Source organism: Clostridioides sp. LIBA-6622 (assembly GCF_056716095.1).
In genome coordinates this window covers 3,409,776-3,428,450 of sequence record NZ_CP196998.1, presented here as the reverse complement: position 1 = coordinate 3,428,450, position 18,675 = coordinate 3,409,776, and the positions used below count along the sequence as shown (strand labels likewise).

The window sequence follows — 18,675 nt, the reverse complement described above, 5'->3', positions numbered from 1 at the left end:
AGTATGATATATGCTAAATCTAATCCAGTAGAAACACTGAGGGAACATACTGATGAGCTTTTAAAACAAATGAATGTGCTAAGAGAATGCTATGGAACAAATATAAATAGACTAAATTTTTTGGAGGAAGAGAGGTTTTGGCAATTACTTGATTTTGTTATAGAATTTCATGATATTGGAAAATCATTTTCTCCATTTCAAAAACTAATAAGAAGTAATATAGATATTGAAACAAATGAACCTAAGATAGTAACTCATCTAGAAAATAATGTAGGTCATAATTATCTTTCTCCTGCATTTATTGATTATAGTTATGTAGACAAGGAAAAGGATAGAGAACTGAGAGCAGTATTAAATCAAGTTATTGTATATCATCATGAAAGAGATATATTTATAGATAAAGATTTTAAAGTTTTAATACAAAAAATATTAGATGAGGATTTAATAAATAAAGTTTATGAATTACAACATGAATTTAAAGTTAGATATCCAATAAGAACCGAAAAATTAAGTAAAGTGTATATACAAAGTGTAATAAAAAGAATAGATAAAAATCACAAATACTATAATCTATATATTATGTTAAAAGGTATACTACATAGATTAGACCACAGTGCTTCTGCTCATGAGATTGTTGAGTGCAATAGTAATATGAATATAGGCGAATATACAGAAAAACATTTAGTAAAAGAGTTTGGCAGTTTAAGAGAAGTTCAGTCATTTGCTAAATTGAATAGAAACAAGAATATAATACTAATTGCATCTACAGGGATGGGAAAAACAGAAACTGCTTTAATTTGGATAGATAAGGATAAGGCATTTTTCACACTGCCATTAAGAGTAAGTATAAATGCGTTATTTGATAGAGCAAAAAATATAATTGGAGTAGGAGAATCAAATGATACATTCTTAGGTCTGTTACATTCAACAGCAATAGATTATCTAGAAGAAAGTAATCAGGAAAATTCAAATGAGATTGTAGATTTAGCAAAGTTATTATCTTGTAAACTGACATTTTCCACAATAGACCAAATATTTAAATTTCCTTTTTTGTATAGAGGGTATGAAAAAGTGTATTCAACATTAGCATATTCAAAAGTAGTAATAGATGAGATACAAGCATATTCACCAGAAATAGCAGCTGTATTGGTAAAAGGTATAGAAATGATTCATAAAATAGGTGGAAGATTTATGATAATGACAGCTACTATGCCAAAGATATATATAGATGAACTAGAAAAAAGAGGTGTAATTGATAGTAACTTAGCTGACTTGATATGTAATACAGAGAAAATAAGACATTGTGTGTCTATTGTAGAAAATTCAATAGATGAAAGTCTGGAAAAAGTAATACAAAGTGGAATGAATAAAAAGGTTCTTGTAATAGTAAACACAGTTAAAAGTGCTATAGAAAAATATGAATTAATAGAAGATATAGTTAAGTCAAAAAGAATAGAGATTAATGTAAATCTTTTACATTCTATGTATGTACAAGAGGATAGGGCAAAGCTAGAAAAATATATAAAAGAGTTTGCAGATAGTGATAGTAATGGTATTTGGATTACTACACAATTAGTGGAAGCATCCCTTGATATTGATTTTGATGAACTTCATACAGAAAATTCAACACTAGATAGCTTATTTCAAAGATTTGGTAGATGTTATAGAAGTCGAGAGTATGAAGAAAATAGTCCAAATATATTTATATATACAGAAGAAGCTACAGGAATAGGTAGTATTTATGATAAAGAGATTTTAGAAAAAGGACTTGAGATATTGAAATCTTTTATAAATGGCAAAGAATGTTTGAAGATGGAAGAAAAATATAAGGTAGAAATGGTTAATATGCTATACTCTGAAGAAAATTTAGAAGGTACAGGCTTTAAAAAAAGATTTACTAGTGCTTTAAATATTTTAGATACTATAACACCATATAGTTTAGGCTCTAACGAGGCACAAAATATACTTAGAAATATTGAAGGGTATACAGTAATACCAGAGGATATATATAGCAAAATTGAAAAAACTTTAATAAAAGATTATGAAGAGTTGGGAGAAGAACTTACAGAGGCATATAGAAATGATGATAGACAATTGATAAATGAAATAAAGTCTAAGAGAAAAAAAGCAAGAAGGGAGATAATTAAAAAAACTGTAAATTTACCAATATATAAAGCTAAACAAAATATAGTAGATATACGGGTGAAAGGTCTGGAAGATTTAAAGATACTTTTATATAAATATGATATACATGAAAATGAGCATACAAAACAGATATTTGGCAAAGGTGTGATTATAGGTAAGGAAATAGACCAATTTATTTGATTTTTATATTAACAATGTGGCTAAAATTTACTAAAGAAGGTGATTTTGTGCCAATAGATTTAGAATTATTAAAAGTTCAAGGTGTAAAGATAAATTATTACTATGTGTGCAAAAGAAAGCTATGGTTATTCTCTAAAGGAATAACTATGGAACAAAATAGTGATAGAGTATTGTCTGGAAAGATAGTACATGAAGAGTCATATAAAAGAATGAAAAATAAAGAAGTGTTGATTGATGATATCTTGAAATTAGATATAATAAAGGACGAGTATGTAAAAGAAGTAAAAATAAGTTCAAAGATGAAAGAAGCAGATGAAATGCAGTTATACTATTACTTATACTATTTAAAAAATAGTATGGGGATAGAGAAAAAAGGAACTATAAATTATGTTAAGGAAAAGAAACAAGAAGAATTGATATTGACAGAGGAAAAAGAAAGAATTATTGAAAATACACTTATAAATATAAATGAAATAAACATGAAGTTATCTCCTCCCAAAATTGAAAAGAAATCTTATTGTACAAAATGTGCTTATTATGAATTTTGTTTCGTGAAGGAGGAGTAACAATGTATAGAGATTATTATATTATAAGTAATGGGAGTATAAAAAGAAAAGAAAATACGATTTACTATTATAATTTAGAAGGTGAGAAAAAAATATTACTAGTAGAACAAGTTGATGATATTCATATATATGGGGAAGTGGATTTAAACACAAAACTTATAAATTATATAAGTCAGTATGGAGTTATGCTTCATTTTTATAATTACTATGGATATTATTCAGGTACGTATTATCCAAGAAAGAAAAATGTATCAGGGTTCAGTTTAGTATCTCAATCAGCTTGCTATTTAGGTAAAAATGAAAGACTATACTTAGCAAAATCCTTTGTGGAAAGTGCGGCATACCATATTTTAAGAAATATGAGATACTATAAAGTTGATGAAAGCTTAATTGATACTATAAAAGATGAACTAAATAGTTTGAATGATGTCAAAGAAATATCAGAACTTATGGGTAAAGAAGGAAGAATAAGAAAAACATACTACAAATCATTTAATCAAATATTGAAAGATGACTTTGAGTTTTACAAGAGAGAAAAAAGACCTCCTAAAGACCCAGTAAATGCTCTTATGTCTTTTGGAAATAGCATAATGTATACAAATGTTTTAAGTGAAATATATAAGACACAGCTTGACCCTACAATAAGTTTTTTACATGAACCATCGACAAAGAGATTTTCCTTAAGCTTAGACATTGCAGAGATTTTCAAGCCAATTATAATTGACACAATAATTTTTAGCTTGATTAATAACAAAAGAATTAATAAGAGTGATTTTGAATATCAGGATAAAATTTGTTATTTAAGTGAAAAAGGAAAGAAGAAATTTCTGCAAGAATTTGAAAATAAGATGCAGACAACTATAAAACATAGAAATCTTAATAGAAAAGTTTCATATAGAATGTTTATAAGGTTAGAATGTTATAAATTAATTAAACATTTTATCAATGATGAAAAGTATAAAGTTTTAAAGGTATGGTGGTAAAGTATGTTTGTCATTGTTACTTATGATGTTGTTGAAGCAAGGTCATTAAACAGGGTTAGAAAAATACTTAGAAAATATTTGACTTGGACTCAGAATTCTGTTTTTGAAGGAGATATTACTGATGGGAAGCTACATAAATGTATTTCTGAAATAGAAAAGATTATTGATAATAGTGAAGATTCGATTTATGTTTATGAGATAAAAAATCCTAATTCAATTAAAAAGAAATGTTATGGTATTGATAAGTATTCTGATGAAATGTTTATATAGGTTTGCAGTGAGCGATATTTGTGCTAAAATAGGGCTTAACAGTTGGAATATAAGAGATTGAAGGGGACTGATAATTGTTATTAATTGCACTATTGCTCGCTCACTGCAAATTTTGATGTTTTTATTGAATCATGATTGCGTGAGTGTAGCATTTTCAAGCTATTCAATTACACCTATTTTGGTGTTTTATATTAACTAAGTGGTATGTAAAGTGTTTTCGTCCTTCTTCTTCTGCAATTGATATTATTGTTTTATATTAACTAAGTGGTATGTAAAGTCTCTAAAAAGAAGGTATGCCACTTCTATTTTTCTTGTTTTATATTAACTAAGTGGTATGTAAAGTTTGATGTTCCTGATGTTGTTTCTCTTGATTTTAGTCGTTTTATATTAACTAAGTGGTATGTAAAGTTAAATTAAATATAGAAAAAAATAAAGTAGATGGTAGTTTTATATTAACTAAGTGGTATGTAAAGCTAGGCTCCATAAATGTATATCCAGCTTCTTGCAGAGTTTTATATTAACTAAGTGGTATGTAAAGGTATGGCATTGAAAAACTAGAGAGTCCAATCAAACATTGTTTTATATTAACTAAGTGGTATGTAAAGGCATCTAATCCGCTCGAACCCGAATCAACTAAAGAAGTTTTATATTAACTAAGTGGTATGTAAAGCAAACCTGCAAAAGCAACCCCAATCCCAGCTATTAAGTTTTATATTAACTAAGTGGTATGTAAAGGAAGGACTAGAAGAAGTTGAAGTTTACAATATAACTGTTTTATATTAACTAAGTGGTATGTAAAGTACACTATAAACGTAAAAGGTTAGTTGAGCCAATGCGTTTTATATTAACTAAGTGGTATGTAAAGAAATAGAATATAATGGACTAATAAAATAATTTAATGTGTTTTATATTAACTAAGTGGTATGTAAAGACGGGAATACTAAATGATAGTAAAATAAAAGTTGCGAGTTTTATATTAACTAAGTGGTATGTAAAGGTTTTTCTTATTATCTGATAAGCTCTTACTCTGCTTGTTTTATATTAACTAAGTGGTATGTAAAGGGGAAAATTAAAGAAAAATTAGACGATATAATAAAAGTTTTATATTAACTAAGTGGTATGTAAAGTTGCATATCCAAAAACTTTATTTGGATAATTATTTTGTTTTATATTAACTAAGCAGTATATAAATGAAGGAAACTTATACTATAAATAAAAATCAACATAAAAATGAGGTGGAATAAAATTTATGATAAGAAAATCAAATGACAAAGATATAAACAAAATCATGGAAATATGGAAAGAAAGCACAATCAAAGCACATGACTTTATAAGTAAAGAATACTGGGAAAATAACTATAACACTGTCAAAAATGAATATATACCTATATCAGATACGTTTGTATATGAGGATGGTCAAGAAATAAAAGGATTTATAAGCATAATAAATAAAAGCTTCATAGGAGCCTTATTTATAAGTACAAACTATCAAAACCTAGGTATAGGAAGTAAACTTTTAGACTATGCAACTAAAGAATACAAGAATCTAAGTCTAGCAGTATACAAAGACAATAAAAAAGCAGTTGGATTTTATAATAAAAAAGGATTCAGCATAGTAAAAGAGCAAATAAATGAAGACTCAGGATTTAAAGAATACATAATGGAATATAGTAACTAATATTAATATATTCGACTAAAAGGATAATTAATGTATTTATTATTTCGTTAGTCATAATTTAAAAAATATTTTTTGAAATTATGACTTATATGTACTTAAGACATTAAATAAACATAATGACAGGGGGAACTATAATGAATAAAAGAGCATTTATGTATTACATTAGAATAAGAAGATAGTGCACAAATTGTGGCTATCTTACAACAACTTATAACATATTTTATATAATCTAGAAAAAGTTATCTTATACAAGTAGCCATAATTTCGTGCTATTTAAATTAAATAGTAAATTTAAGGAGATTATGGAAATGAAACAGAATATAAGTAGTGTAAATAAGAAAAATACTGGTAAACTAAAAAAGATAGAAACAACTAGATTACTACTTAACGAAAATATAGAAGTATTTAAATGCCCACTTTGCAAAGAAAATATGGCTGAAGTTGATAAAAATAGTGTTAAATGTGTGAACAAACACTGTTTTGATATATCTAAAAAAGGATATGTAAATTTATTAAATAGCAATACAAAAACTATTTATGATAAAGAACTATTTGAGTCAAGACATGAAATATATAATTCTAATGTGTATGATTATTTAATAGAAGAAATAAAATCTATAATTAAAAATTGTACTTTAAATAAGTATAGTAACTACATATTAGATGCAGGTTGTGGTGAAGGATATTTCTTAAATAAATTATATGAAGATGAAGAGATTAATAATAGATGTAAATTAATTGGAATTGACATAGCTAAAGAAGGGATTTCTATTGCTACAAGAGAAGAAAATGAAATTATATGGTGTATTTCAGATTTAGCAAACATACCACTTCAAGATAGTAAGTTTGATATAATATTAAATGTACTTTCTCCTGCAAACTATAAGGAGTTTACAAGAGTTTTAAATAATGGTGGAATAGTAGTAAAGATTGTTCCAGAATTAAATTATTTAAAAGAAATAAGAACAAGTATACAGAAAAATATAAAAAATAGTGATTATGATAATAAAAATATTGTAGATGTATTTAAGAAGCATCTTGATTTGATTTATGATAATAGAATTAATTATAAGACCAATATCAATGTATTAAACTTAAGTAATTTAATTAAAATGACACCTTTGACATCATCCTTAGATGAAGAGGATATTTTAATGTTGTTAGAATCAGGTATATCTGATATAACAATCGATTTAAGAGTTATGGTTGGTACTATAAATAAATAAAAAGAATACTTATAAGAGTTTGATAAAGTTTAATTATGATTGATAATAGAAAATTGCTATGAGACTGACTTAGTAAAATCTAGTTTCATAGCAATTTTAATCATTATAAAAATGTTTCTCTTTGTATATTCTAAAACTTATATAGTATCTAATGAAATATTATTCTTATTTGAAATTATAAAATATTAAAGTATTCTTTTTGAGATAAATCTATTTCAGAGTCGCAATTTCCACAACAATAAGATGTTGAAACATATCCAAATTCTTCAGTATTTTCATCAAACTCCATTTTTTTCTTTTCAAGAATACCGACTTTAGTTAAATTAGAACCACAATTATTACAGTTTTGGATTTTACATATACTATATAATTTATCGGATGTAACATTTTCTAAGAATTCTTCACAATTACAACATTTGATAGAAGCAATTTCACTAGATATTTCAACAGGTTCAGATTTTTCAAAAGAAAATTTATATATTATGTCATTTGATACTTTATAACCAGTATCAAAAATATTAGAATTACAGTTTGGACACAAGTATTTTGGAATATATATATCTTTTTTTTCAAGAGTATCACAACTAGTATTACAATCTAAATCATTTAAATCTGAACTTTCATCTATAGTTTTGTCCTTATTTAAATTTAGAAGATAATTATAAATTTTTTTATCTTCATTCTGTTTTGCTGTATCTAAAAGATGACTCATTATATTAGGATATTCTTTATTTTTTGATGGTACATTCAAGTCTATATAATTATTCTCAATAGCAAAGGATAATATATTAAAGTAATTATACTTAACTGCAAAGAATAATAACATCTCATCAAATACTTTATCTATTACTTTGTCAGAAATGCTTATCCAAAAATCTGGTGAATCTAAATAAACTTTCTTACTAAGTTCATCCAACTCTTCATCTATATTATTTAAATTATCTTCATTAATTTTCATATCATCACTTCCTTATTATTTTTATATAAAATAAAATCTCATATAAAAATATATCATATTATAATTTACAAGTATAGACAAAATAGGTTTGTTTCTAAATAAATTTTTCTAAATGACCATTAAAATATAAAGCATTAATCCACAGTTTACTTAAAAATGAAATGTAAACCTAAAATATGTTTCGAGTTGACAAAAAAACGTCTTTCTTTTATACTAAAACAAAGCTTTGATAGAAAACTTGTATATATACATATAAACTAAATTGAATAAGATATATGAAGGGAATTATAAAAATGAAAAATACTAAGGTAAATATTCAAGATTTAACTAAAATGTCAATATGTGTAGCATTGTTATGTATATCATCCTACATATATATACCATTGCCATTTACACCAGCAGGAGTAACAGCACAAACAATAATGATAAATTTAATAGCTTTGATTTTAACACCAAGACAAGCATTTAGCACAGTTGGCGTATATATAATGATAGGTTTAATTGGAATACCAGTATTTGGTGGAGGAACATCTGGGATTGGAAAATTGTTAAGTCCAACAGGAGGTTTTTATTTTGGATTTTTGTTTGCAGCATTAATCATTAGTTTATTAAAAGGAAAAAATAATGATATTAAACGATATATACTAATAACAATTTTTATTGGTATGCCAATTATATATTTTATGGGAACAGTATTTATGTGTTATTTTAATCAAATGACAGTAGAAGCAGCACTTTTTGCAGCTGTTGTACCATTTTTAATTGGTGATACAATAAAAGCAGTTATTGCATCTTTTTTAGGTATTAAATTAAATAATGTACTAAAAAGAAATCTATTATAAGGAGAAATTATAATATATGGAAGAAGTTTTTATATTAGGAGGACTTAGAAGTCATATAGGTCTAAAAAATGGGATATTTCAATTTGTTCAACCTGAATCATTAGGCGCAAGTGTATTAAAACATCTAATTGAAAAATATGAAATTGATAAGATTGATGAGATTATATGTGGAAATGCAGTTGGAACAGGTGGTAATATAGCAAGATTAATGACTTTAACAGCAGGTGTGTCAAATGAAGTACCTGCTTTTACTGTAGATATGCAGTGTGCTTCTGCCATGATGAGCATAGAGATAGCATTTTCAAAAATTAAATCTGGGCAGTGTGATTTAATTATTGCTGGTGGATTTGAAAGTAGTTCTCTGCAACCAATGCGTACATACCATAAAAATGATAAACGATATGATATAAAGAATCCTAATTATACGGTTGCTCAATTTTCACCTGATGATAATAGTGAAAATAGCATGTTAGAAGGTGCAGAGAGAGTAGCAAAATTGTATCAAATTGAGAAAGTAGAATTGGATTTTTGGGTGAAAGAAAGTCATAAAAGAGCAAAGAAGGCGAGAGAAGATAAAGTGCTTGAAGATATTATATATCCTATAGATAATAGTTCTTATGATGAGGGTATACGTGATAAGATGAGCCAAAGATTATTAGACAGAGTTCCAGCCATTTTGGGAAAAGAAACTATTACAAATGCAGCAAATTCATCTCTTATTAATGATGGAGCTTCATTTATTATATTGTGCTCTAAAAAATACATAGAAAATACAAAAAAGAAACCTAAAGCAAAGATTGTTAATGCCTGTACAATAGGAACAGATACAAATTTAAGTCCAACATCTGCTATAAAAGCAATGGAAAAAATTTTAGAAATAGAAAAAATTAATTATCTAGATATATCTGCTGTTGAATTTAATGAAGCATTTGCAGTTATAGATGTACTGTTTCAAAGAAAATATCCAGAATTGATTGATAGATACAATGTATTTGGTGGAGCTTTAGCATATGGCCATCCATATGGTGCTTCAGGTGCAATTATTGCATTACATCTTTTAAAGGCATTAGAAAAGACTAATGGTAGATATGGGATTTGTTCTATAGCTGCAGCTGGTGGATTGGGTTCAGCCTTATTAATTGAAAGGGTGTAGATTATGAACTACTATGAACTTCTAAAAATAAAAAGAGATAGTCATAAAAATAAAGATTTTTTAATTATAGATGGAGAAAAACATACTTATGAAAATATGTTAAGTTATAGTGAGGAGCTTGGAAAACAAATTTATATAGGAGATAATACACCTATTTTAATATATTCTAAAAGTATAATGTTTCAGTTAGTGAGTTTTTTCGCAATTAATTATTCAAAAAATGTACCTATTATTTGTCATTATAATCTTTCTAAAAAAGTATTGAATGATATTCTAATAAAAAATAATATTTCAATAGTTATATCTGATGAGCCTATGGACAACATTAATTTATCTGATGCTAACAAAGGAGTAAAGAAAATTAATTTTTCTATATTTAATTCGAAATTTAATATATATATGTATCAATATAATACTCCTATAAATTATATAGATAAAGATATTTGCATGGGTGTTTTGTCTTCAGGTTCTACAAGTGTTCCAAAAGTATTGTATAGAAAATATGAGAGTTGGGTTGGATTCTTTCCTATTCAAAATGATATTTTTAATATATCTAAGGAATCAATTTTATTTATTAATGGAACATTGAGTTTTACAGGAAATCTAAATTCTTTAATATCAGTATTATATGAAGGTGGAAGTGTTGTAATAAATTCAGGTATGAATTGTAAGGCATGGATAAAAACAATAAAACAATATAATATAACGAATATATATCTCATACCTACAAAGTTACAACTCTTAGTCAAACACTTAAAAGAAGAGATACTCAATGTTGTAAGTATTTTCACTGGTTCTCAATTATTGTTTGAAAATACTGCAAAAAGTTTAAAGTACTATATGCCAAAATCTGAAATTATTTTATATTATGGAGCAAGTGAATTAAACTACATTACATATTTATGCTATGATGAATTGATTAAGAAACCTTTAAGTGTAGGAAGACCATTTCCCAAAATAGATGTATATGTTAGAGATGGAAAGATTTTTGTAAATACAAAATATACAGTATATAATGCAACAAAACCCTATTCTGTTAATGATATTGGCTATTTTGATGATGATGGATATTTAATTTTTGAAGGAAGAAATGATGATATTGTAAATATTGGGGGATTTAAAGTTAGCTCTACTAAGGTTGAAAATGAAGTGAAAAAAATTCCGCAAATTGAGAATGCAATTGTATTACCATATTCAGACTCTATAAGAGGAAGTCAAATTGCATTATTTGTAACAATTATAGATAAAATTACAAAGAAAGATTTATTAATTAAAATGAGAGAGAATCTAATAAAAAATGAAATTCCAAGAAAAATTATCTTTTTAAATTCATTTCCATATACCTCTTCTGAAAAGATAGATAGATTAGCACTATTAAAAATATTATAGGCATAATATTTAATAATTTTAGTGAACCAATATATTGATAAAAACATATTGTATATAGTAAAGGAGGCTTACAATATGTCAAATCAATACGATATAACTGTTATAGGGGGAGACCTGCGACAAGTGTACATGGTAAAAAAACTAATTAATAAAGGGTATTCTGTAGTCACTTATGGAATATCAAATGAAATTATAAATGGAATCGTTGGAAAAGCAACTTCACTAGCTGAGGCACTATCCAAAAGTTCCATTATTTTATGCCCAATTCCATTTACAAAGAATCAAGTTAACATTGAAAATACTGATGGTTGTCTAGATACTACTATTGATAACTTGCTAATTAATTTATCTCCTAATCACGTATTATTTGGAGGTAATATACCAACTAAAGTTTGTAAATTTTGTGAGCAACACTCTATTCAGGTTTGTGATTTTATGAAAATGAATGATGTTGCTATTTTAAATGCAGTTGCTACAGCTGAAGGAGCTATAGCAGAAGCTATTAAAAGAAGTATAATCAATATACATCAAAGCAATTGTTTAGTATTAGGTTTTGGAAGATGTGCACAAATACTTGCAAAAAAATTATACTCTTTAGATGCAAATGTATGTGTTGGAGCAAGAAATAATGATGCAAGAAGTACGGCTAACGCATTTGGGTATTCTAGTATTTCTTTGAATCAACTTGATGAAAAACTTTTACAGTTTGATTATATTTTTAACACTATACCAGAATGTATTTTAACAAAAGAAAGACTGGAAAAAGTATCACAGGAAGTAACTATTATCGATATAGCTTCTTCTCCTGGTGGAGTAGATTATTCTGTTACGAAAGATACAAGTATTAATGCGACTCTTTGTCCTGGGCTTCCTGGTAAATATTCACCAAAAACATCTGGTGAAATTCTTGTTAACGCTATAGAAAATATTATAAATGAAAGAAGGGATTAGAAATGAGACTTGAAGGACTTACAATTGGAGTGGGATTTACTGGTTCGTTTTGTACTTATGATAAAATATTTATAGAGTTAGAGAATTTGGTTAAAGAAGGAGCAAATGTACACACTATATTTTCAGATGTATCACAAAATATAGATTGTAGATTTGGAAATTCTGAAGAATTTATGAAAAAAGCATATGAACTTACAGGTAATAAGCCTATAGTTACAATTGAAGAAGCAGAGCCATTTGGACCTAAAGGGATTGCTGATATTATAATAATAGCACCTTGTACTGGAAATACTGCTGCAAAATTAGCAAATGGAATTACAGATTCACCAGTATTGATGGCAGCAAAAGGTCATCTTCGTAATGATAAACCACTAGTAATATCAATATCAACGAATGATGCTCTAAGCTTCAACTTCAAAAATATTGGTATTCTCCTTAATTCTAAAAACATATATTTTGTACCTTTTGGTCAAGATAATTGTAAAGCAAAGCCTAATTCTATGATTGCACATACTGAGTTAATAGTTCCAACTATAGAACTTGCTTTAGAAAATAAACAATTGCAACCTGTTATAAAAAGTCCACACCAATAGATTAGTGATGTGATATATTTATGTGATATTAATAAAGTCCAGCAATATTATTTGCTGGACTTTATTCTATGATATATTAAAAGTATTTACCTAATCTAATTTATAAACTGGAATTTATATTATATTAACTATATCTTATTTCGTATTAGATAAGAATTGTGAATGTATATATTTAATTATACTATATTAAAAAAACTTATCAGTATGTATTTTTATTTGTAAGGAAAATAGAAAATATTGTGTTAAAACAATAACGTTATCATTAAGTTTTGAGATGAATTTTTATATAATTTACATAAAAAATAAAGTGATTTATAATGAAGCTAATGATTCATAAAGTAGAGTATTAGAGGGACAAGTAAGATTGTTTTAAACAAAAAGAAAATGTTAAAAAAATAACTTGAAAATGGAGAAAGAAGATGTTATACTGTTAATAAATTAACAGTTGGATAAAAAATACTATTCTAGGAGGTTGTTAAAATGGCCAATAAAGAACAGGATATAATAGAAAATATAAAGGGAGATGAGGTTATGTCAGTTAATGTAGGTGTTGTAAATAATGTTGAAACTTTAGTTAAAAAATTAGCAAAAATTAGAGAGGCTCAAAAAATATTTGCCACATATAATCAGGAACAAGTAGATAAGATTTTTTTAGCAGCATCTTTAGCAGCTAACAAGCAAAGAGTTCCTTTAGCCATAATGGCACAAAAAGAAACTGGTATGGGAATTGCAGAAGATAAAGTCATAAAAAATCATTATGCTTCAGAATATATATATAATGCATATAAAGAAACTAAAACTTGTGGTGTAATAGAGAAAGACGAGGCATTTGGTATGACTAAAATTGCTGAACCAATAGGTGTTATTGCAGCTGTTGTACCTACAACTAATCCAACTTCTACTGCTATATTTAAAGCGCTTTTGGCACTTAAAACTAGAAATGGGATAATCTTCTCTCCACATCCAAGAGCAAAAAATTCTACTATAGAAGCTGCAAAAGTAGTTCTTGAAGCGGCTATTTTAGCTGGAGCTCCTGAAGGTATAATAGGATGGATAGATGAACCTTCTTTAGAATTAACTACAACTGTTATGAAAGAAGTAGATTTGACTCTTGCTACAGGAGGACCTGGAATGGTTAAATCAGCATATTCATCTGGAAAACCAGCTATTGGAGTTGGAGCCGGTAATACACCAGCAATAATTGATGATAGTGCAGATATAAAAACTGCTGTAAATTCAATTCTTGTGTCTAAGACTTTTGACAATGGTATGATATGTGCTTCAGAACAATCAGTTATAGTATTAGAAAATGTATATAATGAGGTTAAAAAAGAATTTGAAGAGCGTGGTGCTTATTTATTAAATAAAGATGAAACAGAAAAAATGAGAAATATAATTTTGGTAAATGGAGGATTAAACTCTAAAATAGTTGGGCAGACAGCTTGTACAATAGCAAAACTTGCAGGCTTTGAAGTTCCAGAGGATGCTAAAGTTTTAATTGGTGAAGTAGAGTCAGTTGAATTAGAAGAGGCTTTTGCTCATGAAAAACTTTCACCAGTACTTGCAATGTATAAAGCAAATGATTTTGATGATGCAGTTAGAAAAGCAGAAAAGTTAGTAGAAGATGGAGGATTCGGTCATACATCTTCACTATATATTGATGATGTAAATCAAAGAGAAAAACTTGATAAATTTACTTCTGCCATGAAAACTTGTAGAATTTTAATCAATACTCCTTCTTCTCAAGGTGGTATAGGTGATTTATATAATTTTAAACTAGCTCCTTCTCTTACTTTAGGATGTGGGTCTTGGGGTGGAAATTCAGTATCTGAAAATGTAGGAGTTAAGCATTTACTTAATATTAAGACAGTAGCTGAGAGGAGAGAAAATATGCTTTGGTTTAGAGCACCAGAAAAAGTTTATTTCAAAAAGGGTTGTTTAGGGATAGCTTTAAAAGAACTTAAAGATGTAATGAATAAAAAGAGAGCTTTTATTGTAACAGATACTTTCCTTTACAATAATGGATACACTAAATCAGTGACTAACTTATTAGACGAAATGAATATTAAACATACTACATTCTTTGAAGTAGAACCAGACCCAACTTTAGAATGTGCCAAGATAGGTGCTAAAGCAATGAGAGAATTTAACCCAGATGTAATAATATCTATAGGTGGAGGAAGTGCAATGGATGCAGGAAAGATAATGTGGACACTGTATGAACATCCAGAAGTAGATTTCCAAGACCTAGCTATGAGATTTATGGATATAAGAAAAAGAGTCTATACATTCCCTAAAATGGGTGAAAAGGCTAATTTTGTAGCAATACCAACATCAGCAGGTACTGGTTCAGAAGTAACACCATTTGCTGTTATAACTGACCAGGATACAGGGGTGAAATATCCACTAGCTGATTATGAATTAATGCCAAATATGGCTATAATTGATTCTGATATGATGATGAATATGCCAAAAAGCTTAACTTCTGCTTCTGGTATAGATGCTTTAACTCATGCATTAGAGGCATATGTATCTATGCTTGCAACTGATTATACAAATGGTATCGCACTACAAGCCATTAAGAGTATATTTGAATATCTTCCACGTGCATATAATAATGGAGCAAAAGACCCAGAAGCTAGAGAAAAAATGGCAAATGCTTCAACAATGGCAGGTATGGCTTTTGCAAATGCATTTTTAGGGGTTTGTCACTCTATGGCTCATAAACTAGGTGCTTTCCATCATGTACCACATGGTGTTGCAAATGCTCTTTTAATAACAGAGGTTATGAAATTTAATTCTTCAGATGCACCAAAGAAAATGGGAGCTTTTTCTCAATATAAATATCCAGAAGCGTTAAAAAGATATTCTGAAATAGCTTCATTCTTAGGTTTAAAAGGAAATTCTGATGAAGAGAAATTCCAAAGCTTACTAATAGCTATTGAAGAATTAAAATCTAAAGTTGGTATTCCTAAAACTATAAAAGAATTTGGGGTTGAAGAATCTAAGTTCATAGATTCAATAGATGAAATGGTAATTCAAGCATTTGATGACCAATGTACAGGAGCAAATCCAAGATATCCTCTTATGAATGAAATAAAAAACATGTATTTAAATTCATATTATGGAAGATAAATTACTAAAAAATAGATAAAATAAAGTCCCTTATACATAATATAAAAATTATTGTATAAGGGATTTTTATTTGAAGAAATGAATAGTTTTTATTCTTTAATTCAAAATTCAGTTAAATAGTGTTATTATAATAATTAAAGGATGTTTTATATGATAATTATACTGGTTTTAGGCATTGTATTTGGGTATATTTGTATATAACATTAATGATAAATTTGTATTAAAAAGATATGTTAGATATATAAAGTATTGACTAATTAGGGGAGGAGTTAAATGACGAAAATAAATAAGAGTGTTACATTAATTATAATTCTTTTGCTGACCTCAGTATTTATGATAATGGGGTATATATATATAGAAGACACAAAGAAACTTCTTATATCAGAGGCAGAAGTACATATAAAAGAAGTTGCAATACAAGGTTCTCAATTAGCACAAAAACAAATTGAAAAAGATTTAGATATTTTAAATATTTTTTCAAATTATTATGCTTCAAATCCAAACATATCAAATGAAGAAAAAATGAAAAAGCTTTTAGATGAAATGGAAAATCAAAAATTTTATACTATGGCAATAGTTGACATAAAAGGTAATGCAGAAAATACTAAGGGTAATAAATTTTCAGTTAAGGATAGAGAATTTTTTAAAAATTCAATTAAAGGTAAAAAATATGTTTCAAGTCCATATGTTGATGAAGTAGACAAATCTGTAAAAAAAGTTACTATATCAGTTCCAATATTAAATGACAATAAAGTGGTTGGAGTTTTATATTGTACTTATGATGTTAACACTCTAATGAAACTTATAAATGTATCCTTTTATGAAAATAACAGTATATCTTATGTTGTAAAAAATAATGGTACAGTTATACTTCATCCTCAACAAGATAGACTATCAGAAAATATTTATAAATTGTTAAAACAGGATAATGATATTAAAGAGGTAAATAGTTTAAAAAAAGAATTATACGAAAATAAAACAGGTGCAGCAATCTTAGAGATGTCAGGGGAAAAAAGATATCTAGGATATGCCACTATGGATAATGGTAATGAGCGAAATAACTATATAAAGGATTGGAACTTGATTTTTTCAGTTCCAGAAAGTGTTATATTTAAGAATTCAGAGCAAATTATTAAGAGAGCTTTATATGCAGTGTTATTGATTGTATTTATATTTATTACAATTATTTTGTATATAATGTACATAAAAAATTCTAATGAAAAAGAAGTATTAAGTTTGGCCTATGAAGATAAGATTACTCATATAGGAAATCAAAACAAGTTTTATAAAGAGTGTGGTAAATATCTTTTAAATAAACCATCTTTAAATTATATTATAGTATATTTTGATATTAATAATTTTAAGATGATTAATGATACTTTTGGATATGAATTTGGTGACAATCTGTTAATTACAATAGCAAAAGCTTTGAAATCAGAACTAACAGAAGGCGAAATATATGCAAGACTTTCGAGTGATTATTTTTCTATTTTCTGTGATTATAAAAAAGGAAGAGATAAAATTATAAGGAAACTAGATAACATACGAGATAATATTGAAAGGAATCTAAACACAGTATTTGAAATTTCTTTGTGTGTTGGGATTTACTTTGTAGAAGAGGGAGAAGTAGATATTCAAAAGGCTGTAAATAAGGCAAATATGGCTAGGTCTGTTGCCAAAGGTAAAAATGTAAATTATGCTATTTATAATGAGGATGTTAGAAATAAGCTTAGTGAAGAATCAATTATTTTAGATGATATAAAAACAGCATTAGTAAAAAATCAATTTGAAGTATATTATCAACCTAAGTTTTCACTTGTAAATGGTGAAATGATAGGAAGTGAAGCACTAATAAGATGGAATCATCCAGAATACGGATTTATAAGTCCAGCAATATTCATTCCCATAGCAGAGAAAAGTCAATTGATTTTAAAAATTGGAAGGTTTGTGTTTGAAAGAGTATGTAGAGATTTATCTGATTGGAAAAAACAAGGTAAAAATATAGTTCCAGTTTCAGTAAATTTATCTAGGGTTGAATTATACCAACCAGATATAGTGAAATTTATCAATGATACTATACAGATGTATAATATAAATTCAGATTTAATTGAGCTGGAGATAACAGAAACTGTAGCTATGAATGAATTAAATATTTTAAAGAATGTCTTAAATGAGTTAAGAAAGTATGGATTTTTTATTTCTATGGATGATTTTGGGACAGGATATTCTTCTATTAGTTGTTTAAGAGATATGCCAATTGATGTACTTAAATTAGATAGGTCATTTCTTGATGGTATTGAAAATGATAAGAGAAGCCGTAATATAGCAAAATCTATAGTATCTCTAGCTAAATCACTAGACTTAGTTGTAATTATAGAAGGTGTTGAAACTAAGGAACAAGCTGAATTAATGAAGCAATTTGGATGTGATTTAGTCCAAGGATTTTATTTTGCAAGACCAATGCCAGGGATAAACTTTATAAACTTACTAAAAGATTAAAATTTAATTTTTATATAAAACACTAATTATAGATACTTGAGTTTAATAAATTCTTGTTAAATAATTAGTGTTTTTATGATTTTTAGTCATATATTGACTGTATATAA

Annotated in this window: 14 protein-coding genes and 1 CRISPR repeat array; of the genes, 13 read left to right on the top strand and 1 reads right to left on the bottom strand. The window is 27.1% G+C overall.

All coding sequences use genetic code 11. From position 1 onward, the window contains the following. Positions 1 to 3 precede the first annotated feature (3 nt). From cas3 to ACTG47_RS15985, 6 genes are all read left to right on the top strand, one after another. Entirely contained in the window at positions 4 to 2,325 is a 2,322-nt protein-coding gene (gene cas3 / locus ACTG47_RS16010) for a CRISPR-associated helicase Cas3' (RefSeq protein WP_479925286.1), read from the top strand. Positions 2,326 to 2,339: 14 nt separating this feature from the next. Then, positions 2,340 to 2,891: a CRISPR-associated protein Cas4 gene (gene cas4 / locus ACTG47_RS16005; protein WP_207713548.1), complete on the top strand. Its 552-nt coding sequence runs from the start codon at positions 2,340 to 2,342 to the stop codon at positions 2,889 to 2,891. Between the two features lie 2 nt (positions 2,892 to 2,893). Beyond that, on the top strand, positions 2,894 to 3,874 hold the full coding sequence (gene cas1b, locus ACTG47_RS16000; protein ID WP_479925285.1) for a type I-B CRISPR-associated endonuclease Cas1b: 981 nt from the start codon (positions 2,894 to 2,896) through the stop codon (positions 3,872 to 3,874). Positions 3,875 to 3,877: 3 nt separating this feature from the next. Further along, positions 3,878 to 4,144 (top strand): CRISPR-associated endonuclease Cas2, encoded by a 267-nt coding sequence (gene cas2, locus ACTG47_RS15995; protein ID WP_021385887.1) that lies wholly within the window; start codon positions 3,878 to 3,880, stop codon positions 4,142 to 4,144. A gap of 183 nt (positions 4,145 to 4,327) precedes the next feature. Next, positions 4,328 to 5,336: direct repeats of the CRISPR family, unit length 29 nt; unit sequence GTTTTATATTAACTAAGTGGTATGTAAAG. A gap of 57 nt (positions 5,337 to 5,393) precedes the next feature. Beyond that, positions 5,394 to 5,822: an N-acetyltransferase gene (locus ACTG47_RS15990; RefSeq protein WP_479925284.1), complete on the top strand. Its 429-nt coding sequence runs from the start codon at positions 5,394 to 5,396 to the stop codon at positions 5,820 to 5,822. A gap of 308 nt (positions 5,823 to 6,130) precedes the next feature. Beyond that, positions 6,131 to 7,048: a putative RNA methyltransferase gene (locus tag ACTG47_RS15985; protein ID WP_479925283.1), complete on the top strand. Its 918-nt coding sequence runs from the start codon at positions 6,131 to 6,133 to the stop codon at positions 7,046 to 7,048. A gap of 175 nt (positions 7,049 to 7,223) precedes the next feature. Here the strand turns inward: ACTG47_RS15985 and ACTG47_RS15980 are convergent, their stop codons facing one another. Further along, a complete protein-coding gene (locus tag ACTG47_RS15980; RefSeq protein WP_479925282.1) occupies positions 7,224 to 8,006 on the bottom strand; it encodes a hypothetical protein in 783 nt (260 codons plus the stop codon). A 293-nt stretch (positions 8,007 to 8,299) separates the two neighbouring features. Between ACTG47_RS15980 and ACTG47_RS15975 the strand changes: the two genes are divergently transcribed. The 7 genes from ACTG47_RS15975 to ACTG47_RS15945 all read left to right on the top strand — a co-directional run bounded on the left by ACTG47_RS15975 (position 8,300) and on the right by ACTG47_RS15945 (position 18,568). After that, entirely contained in the window at positions 8,300 to 8,848 is a 549-nt protein-coding gene (locus tag ACTG47_RS15975; RefSeq protein ID WP_054271498.1) for a biotin transporter BioY, read from the top strand. A 16-nt stretch (positions 8,849 to 8,864) separates the two neighbouring features. Beyond that, complete coding sequence (locus ACTG47_RS15970) at positions 8,865 to 10,001, top strand: thiolase family protein (protein ID WP_479925281.1); 1,137 nt, start codon at positions 8,865 to 8,867, stop codon at positions 9,999 to 10,001. Positions 10,002 to 10,004: 3 nt separating this feature from the next. Continuing rightward, positions 10,005 to 11,390 carry an AMP-binding protein gene (locus ACTG47_RS15965; RefSeq protein ID WP_479925280.1) on the top strand — a complete coding sequence of 462 codons (1,386 nt, stop codon included), beginning with the start codon at positions 10,005 to 10,007 and terminating at the stop codon, positions 11,388 to 11,390. A 75-nt stretch (positions 11,391 to 11,465) separates the two neighbouring features. Continuing rightward, positions 11,466 to 12,341, top strand: a complete 876-nt coding sequence (gene dpsA / locus ACTG47_RS15960; protein ID WP_479925279.1) for a dipicolinate synthase subunit DpsA — start codon at positions 11,466 to 11,468, stop codon at positions 12,339 to 12,341. Positions 12,342 to 12,343: 2 nt separating this feature from the next. Then, positions 12,344 to 12,934, top strand: a complete 591-nt coding sequence (locus ACTG47_RS15955) for a dipicolinate synthase subunit B (protein WP_054271494.1) — start codon at positions 12,344 to 12,346, stop codon at positions 12,932 to 12,934. 480 nt (positions 12,935 to 13,414) lie between these two features. After that, a complete protein-coding gene (gene adhE, locus ACTG47_RS15950; RefSeq protein ID WP_479925278.1) occupies positions 13,415 to 16,069 on the top strand; it encodes a bifunctional acetaldehyde-CoA/alcohol dehydrogenase in 2,655 nt (884 codons plus the stop codon). Between the two features lie 273 nt (positions 16,070 to 16,342). Further along, entirely contained in the window at positions 16,343 to 18,568 is a 2,226-nt protein-coding gene (locus tag ACTG47_RS15945; protein WP_479925277.1) for a bifunctional diguanylate cyclase/phosphodiesterase, read from the top strand. Positions 18,569 to 18,675: the final 107 nt, after the last annotated feature.